The organism is Winogradskyella pelagia (genome assembly GCF_017581965.1).
GTDB lineage: Bacteria > Bacteroidota > Bacteroidia > Flavobacteriales > Flavobacteriaceae > Winogradskyella > Winogradskyella pelagia.
This window is the reverse complement of the sequence record NZ_JAGEVF010000004.1, coordinates 202442-217083: the sequence shown is the minus strand read 5'-3', so window position 1 is coordinate 217083 and position 14642 is coordinate 202442. Positions and strand designations below refer to the sequence as shown.

The 14642-nt window shown below is 38.2% G+C and carries 8 protein-coding genes; 2 read left to right on the top strand and 6 right to left on the bottom strand.

What is annotated here, in order from left to right:
* Positions 1–173 precede the first annotated feature (173 nt).
* The 6 genes from J4050_RS07015 to recG all read right to left on the bottom strand — a co-directional run bounded on the left by J4050_RS07015 (position 174) and on the right by recG (position 11638).
* The gene (locus tag J4050_RS07015; protein ID WP_208153699.1) at positions 174–4373 is read right to left on the bottom strand and encodes a hybrid sensor histidine kinase/response regulator transcription factor; all 4200 of its coding nucleotides are present in this window, start codon (positions 4371–4373) and stop codon (positions 174–176) included.
* Between the two features lie 182 nt (positions 4374–4555).
* On the bottom strand, positions 4556–5455 hold the full coding sequence (locus J4050_RS07010; RefSeq protein WP_208153698.1) for a hypothetical protein: 900 nt from the start codon (positions 5453–5455) through the stop codon (positions 4556–4558).
* A gap of 182 nt (positions 5456–5637) precedes the next feature.
* On the bottom strand, positions 5638–7155 hold the full coding sequence (locus J4050_RS07005) for an amidohydrolase family protein (RefSeq protein WP_208153696.1): 1518 nt from the start codon (positions 7153–7155) through the stop codon (positions 5638–5640).
* A gap of 43 nt (positions 7156–7198) precedes the next feature.
* Positions 7199–8596, bottom strand: coding sequence for a short-chain fatty acid transporter (locus J4050_RS07000; protein WP_208153695.1), 1398 nt, complete (start codon positions 8594–8596; stop codon positions 7199–7201).
* A 42-nt stretch (positions 8597–8638) separates the two neighbouring features.
* Positions 8639–9475, bottom strand: a complete 837-nt coding sequence (locus J4050_RS06995) for a DUF6671 family protein (RefSeq protein ID WP_208153897.1) — start codon at positions 9473–9475, stop codon at positions 8639–8641.
* A 9-nt stretch (positions 9476–9484) separates the two neighbouring features.
* Complete coding sequence (gene recG, locus J4050_RS06990; protein ID WP_208153693.1) at positions 9485–11638, bottom strand: ATP-dependent DNA helicase RecG; 2154 nt, start codon at positions 11636–11638, stop codon at positions 9485–9487.
* A gap of 89 nt (positions 11639–11727) precedes the next feature.
* On the opposite strand from recG, the gene J4050_RS06985 reads away from it, so the two are divergent.
* Both J4050_RS06985 and J4050_RS06980 read left to right on the top strand, forming a co-directional pair.
* Complete coding sequence (locus J4050_RS06985) at positions 11728–13692, top strand: M1 family metallopeptidase (RefSeq protein ID WP_208153691.1); 1965 nt, start codon at positions 11728–11730, stop codon at positions 13690–13692.
* A complete protein-coding gene (locus J4050_RS06980; protein ID WP_208153689.1) occupies positions 13692–14579 on the top strand; it encodes a patatin-like phospholipase family protein in 888 nt (295 codons plus the stop codon). The genes J4050_RS06985 and J4050_RS06980 overlap by 1 nt, the downstream gene beginning before the upstream one ends.
* Positions 14580–14642: the final 63 nt, after the last annotated feature.

The window sequence follows — 14642 nt, the reverse complement described above, 5'->3', positions numbered from 1 at the left end:
TATTATTAGTACAAAACTCACAAAAATCTTTAATTTAAGCTTATACTTTTGTTCTAAAAGTTTAACCTATTGTTCACATGTGAAGGGATAGGTGCTGTTACTAAAATAGAATAGCCCTGCAGTGCTTTAAGAGTAAGCCTTGCGTAAAATGCAACCTAACAACAATAATAATCCTAGTCTTTGGATTGTATCTGTTCTCTAAAGTGTTTTGGGGACAGTCCGGTTTCCTCATGAAACATTTTGGAAAAATACTGAATACTAGAAATACCAACTTCTGTGGCAATTTCACTAATGTTCAAATTAGAGGTTTTCAAAAGTTCCTTGGCCTTATTAATTCTAATTTTGCGAATAAGTCGCGTTGTGGACTGATTAGTTAGAGCTTTTATCTTGTTGTGAAGCTGGGTACGACTCATGGCCAGTTCTTGACACATTTGCCTTACCCCAAAGCTTTCATCGCCCAGATGCTCCTGTATAATTTGACGTGCCTTTAAAAGAAAAACATCTTCCTGCGCCAGTTTTGGATTTTGACTTGGTTCTAAATGTTCTAAATTCTTGTAGCGTTCTTGCAATTTTTGACGAAGGTTCAGAAGATTTTTTAATTGTGCCCTCAATTCTCTTTCGTGAAATGGTTTAGTGAGATAGGCATCAGCACCCTCAACCAGACCTGCGACTTTAGAAGCGATGTCAGCTTTGGCGGTTAGTAAGATGACAGGAATATGACTTGTTCGTTCGTCTGATTTTAAGGCCTGACATAAGGCAAAGCCATCCATTCCTGGCATCATCACATCACTAATGATGACATCAGGGACTATTTCAATTGCCTTTTGTAAGCCTTCATTTCCATTTTTTGCCTGAACGCATTCTAAAGTACCTCGAAGCGTAATTACCAGATACTCGCGTACGTCTGAATTGTCTTCTACAATTAAGAGAACCGGTAGCTCCTTTGCATTATTATGTTGAACCAATATGGGGTCAGCTCCTGAGGTCTGAGATTTTAAAGGGATGTGCTGCTTTCTAAGGCTAGTTTGTATGTTTGCATTCCTAGTAAGGGGCAATTCTACTGTGAACCGCGTGCCATGTTCAGTATCACTTTCTACAGAAATTTCACCATCTAAGAGCTGTACCAATTCTTTAACTAGTGTTAAGCCCAGACCCGTGCCAACTCCTGTTTGGCTTATCTCATCTTCAACCTGATAAAACCTGTCAAAAATATGACTCAATTGATCAGCGGGGATGCCCTTGCCCGTATCTGATACACTGAGTCGATACCTTGGCGTGTTTGATTCTGAAATTTCCTCTAGGAATAGCTTCACTTGTCCTGCTTCTGGTGTATGCTTTATAGCATTAGATAAAAGATTAGATAAAATGTGCCTAAGTTTCTCAGGATCATAATCTGCCAAGAGGCTATTTTGTTTGCACTCAAGGGTCAGTGTAATACGTTTATCTTCGGCTAACGAATGAAATGATTCCAGCAAATACTGTAAATATGTCACCAGGTCACCTTGCTGGTAATGTGCATGCATCTTTCCCGATTCTAATTTTCTTAAATCTAAAATTTGATTGACAAGACCAAGAATCTGACGGCTGTTTCGGCGTATAAGTTCTTTTGGGCCTTCAAAACCTTTAATTTGATCCAGAATACCAATAATAACCGTTAAGGGAGTTCTAAACTCATGCGAAATATTGGTAAAGAATCGTGTTTTCGCGCGGTCTAAATATGCTAGTCTATTGGCTTGGTTTTCAATAGTACTTTTATCTTTTTGAATTTGTTGGGTCCTGCGCTCAACTTCTAGTTGAAGTCGTTTTTTCTCTTGTTTGTTCCGTCTTAGCCAGGCGATGGTGAATAACAAAAAAGGAATGAGAATAAGGGCATAAAACCACCATTTTTGATAAAAAAATGCTTGCACACTTACAGGAATTTCCAAAGGACTTAAACTTTGATTGGAGTGTTCATCAAAACCAATAATTTGAATGTTAAAGTCACCTGATGGTAGATTATTGATGGTTAATTCTGAACTGTTACCTAAATTAATCCACGGGGTTTCAATCTCCTGAAATTCATCTGTTTGAATTGGAATGATGCGATATGCATAGTTATGACGCTCAATATTGGTATATACGGATTGTGCATAATCCAATTTTAAATAGTTAGCCTCAGCAGAAATTAAGATTGGACTGTTTAATAGGGTATTAGAGCTAAGGGAAGTCCTTGACGCTTTTTGTTTATCGTAGTACTCGATTCCAGTAAGGTACAGTTTATTTTGATTTCTGTCTGATAAGGTTTTTATAATCACCTTCGGATTTAAAATATTTAAACCATTAATACCGCCAAACACCAAACGCCCGTCAGGGAGTTTCTTAGATGACATTCTGTTAAATTCATGATCACTTAGGCCATCAGATTGGTCTAATGTAAATTGTACAACGCCATTATTGTCCATGACTGATATCCCCGAATAGGTAGCAGCCCATTTATAATTGTCGTTATCTTCCAGAAGACTGACCACCGTATTGTTAGACAAGCCATTTGTTGACTTAATCTGTTGAATAGTGTTTGAAGTGGTATCAAAAATAACAACACCCTGTTTTGAAGATCCCAACCAAAGTCTGCCGTCCTGGTTTATATGGATGGTCATGAGACTTTCGCCCAGTAAAGGATGAATGGTTTTATAGTCCTTTAAAACCTTGTTTGCGGAATCAAAAGACCACAAACCATTTAAGGCCGATAGCCATATGAGACCATTATCAGCTAATTTTATATCAGTAACTTCTGAATTAATACCTATGGGAGCAGTCCCGGATTCAATTTGACTAAGGACTTTAGTATTGGTATTATATGTATATAGCTCACCATATTTTGAGGCTAAAAACATAGTATTCGCATCAAGAAAAAGAAACTTTTCTGAATAGATACCTAAGTCGATCTGTTCACAAAATAAATTATCCAAATCACACTTTAGCATTGTATTGTTTCGTTGAGCTGCCCATAAATTCCCACCCTGTTTTACGACTTTAGACAAGGGTAAGGCCTCCATCTTCATACCTTTAAAAGGTTTAAATTGTCCAGTATTAAGATCGAGTTCATCAATGTTTTGAAAGTCGGTATTCACCAATAAACGCTGTTGTGAGAGGTAATTGATACTGCGCATTCCTACTCTATACGCTTCAAGTTTTTTATAGGTTTTAATCTGCAAGTCTGGGCTTAAAGCTGCAGTGAACAGACCGTTTTCAGTAACCCAGGACATTTCGTAGTTTAAATTGGAGCTAATGAATTTGTCAGGCCTCTCAAAGGCGTGAATTCCGAGGTAAACATCATCATCTAATAAGGTTTCTGAAATATTGCGCCAGCTTCCATCGCGCTTCCAAATCCAGGCTTCGAGTACATCAAAATCATTTGTTGGAACCCCTGTGGTATTTACTGTAGCGGAGATGATTAGAACATTACCAAGATCGTCTTGAGCTAGATGAATTTTAAAAAGTGCGCCGGGTCTTTTAGCTATCGTCCCTTGATTTAAATTTGCTAAGGGCGTCAAAACTGAAGATTCAGTGTCATAAGTGAAAAATCCATTTTTTATCCCTAAATACATTAGCAGTTTACCATTGGGTAAAGCCATCATTTTCCAGGGTTGAACCTCACAGCAAAGATCTGACCAGTGTGGCTGAATATTTGCTGAGGGGTTTAAGTCCTTCCAGGTTTGGAACCTCATTTCCTGCGTTTTAAAATCGATGCACACCATACCTTCGTTCTCGTAAAAAAACCAAGCCTTATCGCCTACAAAACTAAACCCGTAAGGAAATTGAAATAATTCTCTCGCCTTGCTCGGAAAAGGTAAAGCAGCATTTTTGACCCAACTGCCAGAGCTGTTGCTGATAATTTGGAAGGTATCACCCTTTCGCAGTAGCGCAAATAGTACATTCTCGTGATTGGCGTGGAGCCCGATGAGAATCTCACCTGTTTTTAACTGATAATATGCCTGTTCATTCGTATCGGGATGCCATTGAAAAATAACCTCCTCCCCAGTCTTTTGCTGATAATTTAGTCCATACAAGGTGCCGTCATCTGCTATCCCTGAAAGTTTCCAGGCATAGGACCGGTCATTGTTATTGGTCCAATCTGGTTGAAAGTTGTAGCTGAAGGATTTTGTTCCATCAAACTGAAAAAAAGAAAACCCTAGTCCTATGGCCGATTCATCACAGGGGTTAAGCCAAAGTCTTCCGGCTTTATCTTTAAACCCCCTATCGAGGCAGTCTAGCATTAATCCGTCACTTAGGCCAAAATGATCTACAGTGGCTAAAATCGATTTATCCGTAGCCTTGAGCCCCTCTGCCTGTTGAGCTACTAGTGGAACAGATACAACAAATCCAAGTAGCATCAAAAACCTTTTAGGGATTTGACACTTTATCTTGAATGGAGTCCATTCTATCATGAAAATATGAAGAAGAAAAGGCATAGTGCTAAAAGGGCATCATAGATGATTAAATTAATGTCGTAATTTTTATAAAGGCAAAAACAACAGCCTCAGGGTTGATATATTCAAAATTATTGAAAAATATCTTAGGTGTCCATGCTGCTTTTTTCAAATTTATTATGAATAATTAAAATAAGCAGCCCAAAAGACACAGCTCCTACGATCAAGGCATCATTAATTAAGCCGTCCACTGAAAAGGATACTTTGATCAACACCGTAGAGATGATAAACCCAGAGTTTCTAATGATTTTATGAAATTCATTAGAAAAAAAGAAAGAAGCTAATAACAATAAAACATCTACAATAATCAACACGGTAAAAAATTCGTCGAAAAAAATATTATTAATGTCTTTAAAGGCTTCTACACCATTTTGGTAATCTGTAACTACCGCGTCGCCCCAGTGGAATAAGGTGTAAGCTGCTAATACCATTAAAACAGGTACTAGTAAAGTTGCAATGATACGTTTCAGCTGAATAAACCGTCTCAGAGTTGATTCGTTAAAGCCATCTTCGTCGGTTTCAGGTGATGAGGTTTTAATCACATTTTTGTAGAAATAGTAGATAAGGATAAATAGGATTAGCGCACTAATGACGTCATAGGTAAATTGCAGGTCGTATTTTAAATCGAACCAATTAGAGGATAATTCAAGATTAGAGATATCCTTAAAAATGCGCCTTATGACTATTAGGGTAATAATTTCGTATTGCTTTCCAATATAGGAGGAGATGGACTTAGGGAGATAGAATATCAATAAATAGACCTCATAGACTAAAATGAACGAAAAGGGTGTGTAGATGGCAGCGATTGGATTTTCAAAAAAGCTAGAATTTAATTCGATAAAGCCCTTGGCATTAAGAAATATCAATACTAGGTGCGCCAAATAACTGGTTATAGCAATAGCCAGAATGACGCGCTCACTGCGCTCCTTAATTCTTTCAGATAAAAACCAATGAAAAGCTTTATTTACAAAATTTTGGTTGGTCATAAGGTCGTTTTTCAGTCTATCATAGCATGATTTACAGCTTAAAAGCTAAGAATTTAAAACTACTTATGTCGTTAAACCGTTATTAAAACTCTAAAACTTTATTTTTTATTGCTATTTATTGTACCTTATTGGACCTGAACAAAGGTGCTCGAGATAGCTTAAATAATAAACCTCTCCGCCGCCTAGAGTTTCCCCAAAATAGCTTGCCCTGGAAATTTATTTTCAATCAATGTTCCTTTGTTGAGGAGTAAAGTGCCATTAACAATGACAAATTCAACTCCTTCTGAAAAATCTAAGCCATCCTCAAATGTCGCTTTATCAATGATGGTTTCAGGATTAAATACCGTAATATCTGCGTCTGCTCCAATTTGCAATCGGCCTTTTGATTTCATGGCTGGTGCTATATCTTCAAGGCGCTTTGCTGGTAGCCATGTCATTTTACCAAGGGCTTCTTTTAAATCGATTAATTGATCTTCACGCACATATTTACCTAAAATACGAGAAAAGGTTCCTGCAGTCCTTGGATGAGCCAGTTTGGAATAGGGCATGCCATCCGAGGCAATCATTACATTTTTAGTATTAATACCTGCTGCTATCCATTCAGGTTTCATCATATGGATAATGACCAATTCATTATTGGCTTTATTGGTTTTGAATGTACTCTCGGTGAGACGTTCGCCAGTCTTTACCAATTGAATATCAGAATAGCTAATAGCTAATCGCTCCTTCCAACCAGCGTCGAATATAGCTGAATTTAATCCTGTTGATGCCGCTGTGTAGGGATAAACTTCGGTTGTAATGTCAAAACCCTTTTCTTGGGCTAATGCGACCATTTCCAATGTTAAACCAATTTCACCAAGAGCCATACTGTTCATGTGAACAATGTGAAGCGATGCTCCAGATAGCATGGCATTAGCAATAGCCTGCTGAATAGCAACGGCACCACCTGAGCGCACATGGGAAAAGACCAATGAATTATGCTTATTGGCAAATTTATATACTTCAAACACTTCCTCACGCGTTGCCCCATTTAAATATCCAACAGGAACACCAAGGCCAATACCGCCTTCATTCAATGATTTTTCCAGTAGTTTGAGCATCTTTGGATATCTGTCTCGGCTAAGTGTAGTTTCAAATGACGGCATTAGGGCAACAAATAATTCATCTAATTCTAAATAATTGATTTGGTTTTTATTATTCGATTTCTGTGGAATGGCACCCATTGCTTTAGCCCTGTAATAGGGCCAATTAACACTTGCGCCATAATTAATTAAAGCCTTGCCATTACGCTGTGCGTACCATTGCTGTAATTCGGCAACACCCCATTCTAATTCCAGTGCTGTTGTAACACCATCTTTAATTTGGTATTCTTGTTCCTTATTGCTAATGCCATGGACATGCAAATCAATAAACCCTGGAGATACGACGAAACCCTTGACGTCAATAACCTGTTTGCCCGAAAGGTCATTATATGAGATTTCAACTATTTTCCCATCTGAAATCCCAACATTTTTAATAGTATCTAATGCTGTTTCTGGGTCTATGACCCGACCACCTTGCAGCACAATGTCATACCTCATTTGATTTTGGGCTTCCATTGCGGATAGTACGGTTAGTAATACCAGCCCTAAAAGCTTCATTTTAGTATTAACGTTATTGAAATAGAAAGGTTTTAAGTATGCTGAAAAAGAGGCTTTCATAATTGTTGGTTTAGTTGCAGGTACTCAAGGTATTTAAATTTATTTAGATAGGCATATAAATTACCAATAAGGACTGTATGACGAACAAAAAAATAAAAGGAATCACCAAATACCCCATGACATCTCTAGCTTGAATCTTTATGCCCTTGCCCATCACAGGAAAAACCAGTAATAAATAAAACGGCTGTAAGAGATTGCTCGTACTTTCGCCGTAAGCAATGGATAGTGATGCTCTAGAAACCATTTGCGTCATTTGCTCTGGTGACAAACCTTGCGCAATGGATTTAACAGCTTCTATAATACTAGGGCCAACAACTGCAAATTCGCCACCAGCCGAGGGTATGGCAAAATTCATAAAGCCACCTGTGACATACGCAAAAAACGGATAAGAATCTTTGGTCGCCACAGAAGACATCAAATCAGCGATTTGGTCGCCTAAACCTGTATAAAGCATGATGCCCATAATACCTGCATAAAATGGATACTGAAATAGTATCCCTGAAATATTACTGCTCGAGCGTTTCATGGCGATGCTAAATTGCATTGGTGTTTTATGCAATAGCAGGCCAATGATGATAAAGATAAATATCATGATGTTGAAGTTGAGGTCAAAGCTGTTGGTATAAAAATAGTAAGCTATATAAACCACACCGAGTAGAGCCACAGCAAATTGCAGTAACGAGCTGTTGTTAAGTGCATCAGATAAGGTTTTGAATGGAAGTTTAAAACTTTCTGCTTCTTCAGCAATACTTTTGTCCTCTTCGGAAGGATTTTCACTAAGTAAATCTTTTAATTCCTTCACTTTAGTGCCTTTTGGAACAATGATAAATGCAATTAAGGGTACAATTATTAAAAACACAAAAAGCATTGCTAAATTTAGTGGCGAGGTTAAAGTTTGAGCCGTGGGTATGGTCGTGGATAAAATCTCACGCTCTATCAAAAAATTAGCCTCAGTATTTAAAAGCAAAGGTATAGAACTTGAGAGGCCGCAAACCCAAGAGCCACCCGAAAAATAGACGCAAGCGATTAAAAAGGGATAATTTACACCCTTAACACGTAATGCCAATTCCCTAGCTAAAACAGCAGTAATAACAATCCATCCAAAACTAACTAAACTCAAGACCGCGCCAATAAAAACCACAAAAACATAAACATGCTTTGGGTTGGAAATCTTCTTGGCTACGGTATCTATATAACGACTTATAACGGGAGAGAGTGCAATGCTAAAACCAGTGATAATAATAAGTGTAATCTGCATCCCAAAGGTCAATAGGTCAAAAAAGCCATCATACCACGAAGCTATAATTTTTAGGGGACTCGAACCGGTCCATACAAAGGCAATAATAGCTGTAATCAGTGTGAGGAGCAGCGCAAATACAAAAGAGCTCGGCATAAACCGTGTGAACAGGTCTGTAAATTTTTGGCCAATTTTGGTAATCATAGTGAGGGTGTTATTAGCAATGTAAGATATGAAAATTTAGAATTAAGGATTGCAGTAATCGCAATACATAGGGTCTGCTGAGGTTTTCCCGTGCGGTGGTGGTTTTTCTGTATTAAATTCACATTTTAGACATTGATAAATAAGGCTCTGTACGGACGCCGTCGGCATGCTGCACAAATTGCAAGGAAGTCCAGTTTTAGTCTCGATGACACCAAAGCCTGGAGTATTGCATTCTGGACATCTAGATTGAATTTTGTCCACTAACTTTTTGGCTGCTTTGGCAATAACGGCCATGCGGCTTGGATTGAGCATAGCGCGCATATCTGTTTCGGCATAGACTTGGCCGTGCTTCGCAATAAGGTCTTCAAAAGCTGTTTTTAAATTGTCTGCATTGGTGATGCCTTTTACCATATCTTCAGTATTGTCTTTTGAAGGTTTAAGAATTAGGGCATGAGAGGGGAATTTCACCAAGCTAGCGAATTGCACAAGGTCGTTTTCGCTTCTAATGGCCTGGCCGTTAAAATTGGTGTCTGTGCTAAGTTCCCTTACAATAATTTCCAAGTCATTTTTTTTGTCAATAAAAATCAAAAATTCGTCATCAGCCGATGCAAAGAATATTGATGGGTGAGGCCCAAAAGAGCCTTCGCTAGCCACACCCAAATCGCAATTTGTTTTTTCCATGGCCATTAAACACTTTTTTCTAGCGGTGCTCAGTGGATCTAATTGGCGCTGAACTTCACCAGAGAAGGTGCCCAGAGTATCTGTGTCAAAGGTGTCATCTACAAAACAAGCGACACCAAGTTTAGTTTCTAATATTGGCGCTATAACCTCTTGCTTGCGATGCTTTGTAGCAATGATTAGTCTTCGTCCTTTAAACAACTCCATAGATTAGCTGATGTAGTTCCAGATATTTTTGTATTTACCCATTTGCCTGTAGGTGTTCAATATCATTTTATGCTCTTGTAATCCTAAGCTCGGATCTAGTTTTAAGATGTCTTTGGCGTAATTACGTGCTGTATTAAGAATATCTTTATCCTTTACCACGTCAGCTATTCTTAAGTTTAAAACACCACTCTGTTGAGTGCCCATGATATCTCCTGGTCCTCGCAGTCTCAGGTCCACTTCGGCTATTTCAAAACCGTCATTTGTCCGTACCATTGTTTCTAAACGCGTCTTACTAGCCTCACTTAATTTGTGACTAGTCATTAAAATACAATAGCTCTGTTCAGCACCGCGACCAACACGACCACGTAGTTGATGTAATTGCGACAATCCAAAACGTTCAGCACTTTCAATGACCATTACAGAGGCATTTGGCACGTTTACGCCTACCTCGATTACCGTAGTAGCAACCATAATCTGGGTTAAGCCATTGGCAAAACGTTGCATTTCGTAATCTTTGTCAGCAGCTTTCATTTTTCCATGTACTATAGAAATCTGATACTCTGGCATAGGGAATTCTCTAGATATACTGTCGTAACCGTCCATAAGGTCTTTGTAATCCATTTTCTCACTTTCCTGAATTAAGGGGTAGACAACGTAGATTTGTCGACCCTTAGCAATCTCTTCTCTCATAAAGCGGAAAACTTTCAGGCGATTATTATCATAACGGTGAACCGTTTTAATGGGTTTGCGTCCAGCAGGTAATTCGTCAATTACGGAAATATCTAAATCACCATATACAGACATGGCTAAAGTTCTTGGAATTGGTGTTGCCGTCATCACTAAAATATGGGGCGGTGTAAACGATTTTTTCTCACCTTCAGAATCCTTCTTATTTTGAGATGAAGCTTCTGCGCCTTTTTTCCAAAGTTTACTTCTTTGAGCTACACCAAAACGATGTTGTTCGTCTATAATGGCAAGACCTAAATTTTGAAATTTTACTTTGTCTTCGAGTAGGGCATGAGTGCCTACGAGGATTTGTAAAGTCCCATTTTCAAGCTTTTTATGAATTTCTCTCCGTTCTGAAGTAGTACTTGAACCTGTTAGAATTGAAATACTGATATTCAATGGTTTGCAGAGTTCTTGTAAACTGTTATAGTGTTGGACTGACAAAATTTCAGTTGGCGCCATTAAGCAACATTGAAAACCGTTGTCAAGTCCCATGAGCATTGACATAAAGGCTACTATGGTTTTTCCTGAGCCCACATCGCCTTGTAATAATCGATTCATTTGCGCATTGCTGCCTAAATCGGACCGAATTTCTTTCAAAACACGTTTCTGTGCATTTGTTAAATCGAAGGGTAAATGCTCCTTAAAAAAGGTGTTGAAATAGTCTCCAACTTTTATAAAGGTCAATCCTTTTATTTTTGATTTATGGATGAGGTTCTTTAAAATTAATTGTAATTGTATATAGAAAAATTCCTCAAATTTTAATCGAAATTGTGCCTTGGAAAGTAAGTTGGTGGACTTTGGAAAATGAATATTGAATAGGGCATCAGACTTTGATATTAATTTTAAATTGCTACGCAATGAAGAAGGTAAAGTTTCCGAAAACTGACCTTTGGTTTCCAAAAACAGGTTTTGCATGATTTTAGAAATAACCCTGTTAGAAACCCCTTTGTTTGATAGCTTCTCTGTAGACGGATAGATGGGCTGCATGGTGGAACGCAGATTCTTCTCGTGTTCGTTTAAGAGTTCTAGTTCTGGATGAGGCATACTAAATTTGCCGCTAAACCAGTTGGTTTTACCAAAAATGACATAGGGTTGATTGAGTTTTAGGCTTTCGCGTATCCATTTTTGGCCTCTAAACCAAACGAGCTCCATGGTCCCGGTGTCATCCCTAAAATCTGCAACTAGGCGTTTACCTCGTTTTTGTGCTACTTCTCTAAAGCCTGTAATCTTTCCAGTTATCTGCACTTCGGCATTGTTGCGTTGTAGTTCATTGATTTTATAGTATTGTGTCCGGTCTATATAGCGATTAGGGAAAAGATTAATAAGGTCTTGGTAGGTGTGTATGCCTAATTCAGAGCGTAATAAATCTGCTCGGTTGGGTCCAACGCCCTTAAGATAGTCGATAGGTGTTTGAAGATTAACACTCATAAGACGAAATTAATTAATTCCCGCGAGGACTGAAATCTCTTTGCTGATAAATAATTGATTTTGGTCCTATAATTGTGTAGGTTTATTGCATGAAATTATTTGGTTGCCTTTTATTCTTAAGTTTAGGGTTTTTAAGTTATGCCCAACAAACAAAATATGTGGATTTTGAAGAGGCTAATTCTGTGCTGGTGCTAAATCCAGATTCATCCAAGGTTTCTGGCTTGGTGACTTATCAGATGAAGGCTTTGCGTTCTGTAGATTCTGTTTTTATTGATGCTAAGGCCATGCGCTTTCCGGGCGGTATCTCAATTAATAATACAGGTGTTGATTACAAGAATGACCAACAGCGCCTTTGGATTTACAATCGTTTCGAGAAAGATAGTACTTATAGAATTACCTTTAATTATGAATGTTATCCAAAACAAACCCTTTACTTTTTAAAACAAAAGGGTGTTTGGAATATCTGGACACAAGGCCAAGGTAAATATACCAGTCATTGGTTCCCAAGTTTCGATGATGTCAATGAAAAAGTGGTGTTCAAAATTGGCACGGCATTTAAGGCAGGTTATGAGATTCTTTCAAATGGTAAAAGGTTGCAGGGCTCAAGTGATAAGGGAGTCAATACTTGTGTTTATGTTATGCGGAAACCCATCTCTAGCTACCTTTTGGCGCTTGTAATAGGTAAATATTATAAAAAAACAGAAAGCTCTAAGAGCGGTATTCCGCTTGAATTTTATTACTATCCTGAGGATTCTTTAAAATTAGAGCCCACCTATCGCTACTCTAAACGTATGTTCGATTTTTTGGAGGCTGAGATTGGATTTCCTTATCCTTGGCAAAATTACAAGCAAGTACCTGTACATGATTTTCTTTACGCTGGTATGGAAAACACTAGCTTAACTATTTTTTCCGATGCCTTTATGGTGGATTCCACAGGGTTTAATGATAAGAGTTATGTAAGCGTTAATGCTCATGAGTTAGCGCACCAATGGTTTGGTAATTTAGTTACCGCAAAATCTGGTGAGCATCACTGGTTGCAAGAAGGTTTTGCAACCTACTATGCGCTATTGGCAGAACGCGATATTTATGGTGATGACTATTATCATTTTAAATTAGTTGAATCGGCAGTAAATTTAGGGCGTCAAGATTTGTCTGGTGATGGCACATCCTTGTTAAATCCAAAATCGAGCAGCTTAACCTTTTACCAGCGTGGCGCTTGGGTACTACATGCGTTACGAACTAAAGTGGGTGACAAAATCTTTAAAGCTGCCGTAAAGAATTATTTGACAAAGTTTCAGTTTGGTAGTGCAGAGACTTCCGATTTTATTCGGGAGGTTGAGAAGCGCTATGGCCGAAACCTTAATAATTTTAAGCAAAAATGGATTTTAAATAAGACCTTCCCAGTAGATGAGGCTATTGCCATGTTGCAAAAACAGTCGCCTTATGTGCAGGAGTATATTATGATAGATTGCGAAGTGAAGTCGGGCAAGTGCAATGAGTATTTAAAGTTCTACGCTTCTGATGACGCAAAAGTCAAGGTGATTTCTCAAGCGCCAGAATTAATCACAGAAGACACGTTTAAGCAAAGTTTAAAAGTGCGACAAGCGATATCTCAATACCTCAAAACCATTCCTAAATCGCTAAAAGCACCTTATGAAACCTTATTGGATGATGCTTCGTATATCACCATTGAAAATGCGCTCTATAATTTATGGGTAAGTTTTCCGGAAGACCGCCCTAAGTATTTAGCTAAAACTCGTGGTGTCTATGGATTTAACGATTTTAATGTGCGATTACTCTGGATAGTTTTAAATTTGAATACACCGTTTTATGAAGCCGATAACAAACAAGGGCTGTACAATGAGCTTGTTGGATACACGGACGAGGGAAATACTATGGAATTGCGCATGAATGCCTTTAGGTATCTCAATATGATTGGGACATGCGATGCGCAATGTAAATCGAACTTAGAAAATGCAAAAACCCACCATAATTGGCGTATGGTAAAGTTTGCTAAGGATATGTCTAAACAATTGGAAGAAAAAAAGCAATAATGAAGGCTCTGGTTATTTCAGGAGGTGGTAGTAAAGGTGCTTTTGCAGGTGGTGTTGCACAATACCTAATGCAAGAAGAGAAACGTACCTATGATTTATTTCTTGGCACTTCAACAGGGAGTTTGCTCGTTCCTCATTTGGCAGTTAATAATATTCCGAAACTTTACAAAATTTATACTAATGTGCAACAGCACGATATTTTTAGTGTGAGCCCTTTTGTACAGCGCAAAAAAGGAGATAGGGAATATGTCTCCATAGATTTTGTAAATTCGTTGTGGCAGTTTATAAAACGTAAACGGACCTTCGGTGAAAGCAAGGCCTTGAAACGTAATATTAAGCGTAATTTTACTTATGAAGAATACCTTGCTATAAAAGAGAACAAGCACGATATTGTAGTAACAGTCTCTAATCTCTCTTTAAATCGGGTAGAATATAAATCTATCAATGACTGTTCTTATGAAGAATTTTGCAATTGGATCTGGATTTCTTGTAACTATATACCATTTATGTCCTTGGCTACGGTTAATGGCTATGAGTATGCAGATGGAGGATTGGGCTGCGTAATTCCTATACGTGAGGCTATCTTAAGAGGGGCCACTGAGGTTGATGCGGTTATTTTAGAAGCGGAAAATTTAGAAAAGCAAAAGGTGCTCGGTCGTAATCCGTTTTCCTTAATGCTTAATCTTTTTGGGCATTTGATGAATCAGGTGGAACGAAGTGATATTACAATTGGTAAGCTGGCAGCAACTAACAACGATGTAAAATTGAATTTATATTACACGCCAACTACGCTCACAGAGAACTCTTTGATTTTTAGCAAGCGACTTATGGAAAAGTGGTGGAAGCAAGGCTTTGAATACGCCAAAAGAAAGCACAACGCTTGTTAAAAAGAAGATGCTCTAGGCACATAACGACATTTATTTGTAATAACAAAGCGCTCTCATTTTAGT

Coding starts and splice junctions, on each gene's coding strand:
- J4050_RS07015 (WP_208153699.1), bottom strand. CDS start 4,373: ATGCTACTTGGATTTGTTGTATCTGTTCCACTAGTAGCTCAACAGGCA.
- J4050_RS07010 (WP_208153698.1), bottom strand. CDS start 5,455: ATGACCAACCAAAATTTTGTAAATAAAGCTTTTCATTGGTTTTTATCT.
- J4050_RS07005 (WP_208153696.1), bottom strand. CDS start 7,155: ATGAAAGCCTCTTTTTCAGCATACTTAAAACCTTTCTATTTCAATAAC.
- J4050_RS07000 (WP_208153695.1), bottom strand. CDS start 8,596: ATGATTACCAAAATTGGCCAAAAATTTACAGACCTGTTCACACGGTTT.
- recG (WP_208153693.1), bottom strand. CDS start 11,638: ATGAGTGTTAATCTTCAAACACCTATCGACTATCTTAAGGGCGTTGGA.
- J4050_RS06985 (WP_208153691.1), top strand. CDS start 11,728: ATGAAATTATTTGGTTGCCTTTTATTCTTAAGTTTAGGGTTTTTAAGT.
- J4050_RS06980 (WP_208153689.1), top strand. CDS start 13,692: ATGAAGGCTCTGGTTATTTCAGGAGGTGGTAGTAAAGGTGCTTTTGCA.